1 protein-coding gene is annotated in these 296 nt (G+C 45.6%); it reads right to left on the minus strand.

From position 1 onward, the window contains the following. Positions 1 to 296 (minus strand): iron chelate uptake ABC transporter family permease subunit (locus tag CHH91_RS18335; RefSeq protein WP_141234210.1); only part of this gene is annotated, 296 nt, incomplete at both ends.

The raw sequence follows: 296 nt of genomic DNA on the forward strand, positions 1-296 counted from the left end.
ATTTAAACCAATCCCCACCAACACTAACCGCACTGGCGTAATGCCTTTTTTCCAAGCCAGTATATAAATGAGGAAAGCAGCAAGCAGTGCACCGCTTAGCGCAAATAACGGCATCACCAAAAGGTTTGCGCTGCCAAGACCCGTTAAAGAACCTTGTACAAAAAAGATAAATAAGACAACAGCGAGGCCTGCACCTGTATTGATCCCCAAAATACCTGGATCAGCCAGTTCATTTTGGGAAATGCTTTGTAAAATCGCGCCAGAAACAGCAAGACCTGCGCCAACCAAAAGGGCTA

Source organism: Virgibacillus sp. 7505 (genome assembly GCF_002272135.1).
In the GTDB taxonomy this organism is placed as follows: domain Bacteria; phylum Bacillota; class Bacilli; order Bacillales; family Amphibacillaceae; genus Terribacillus.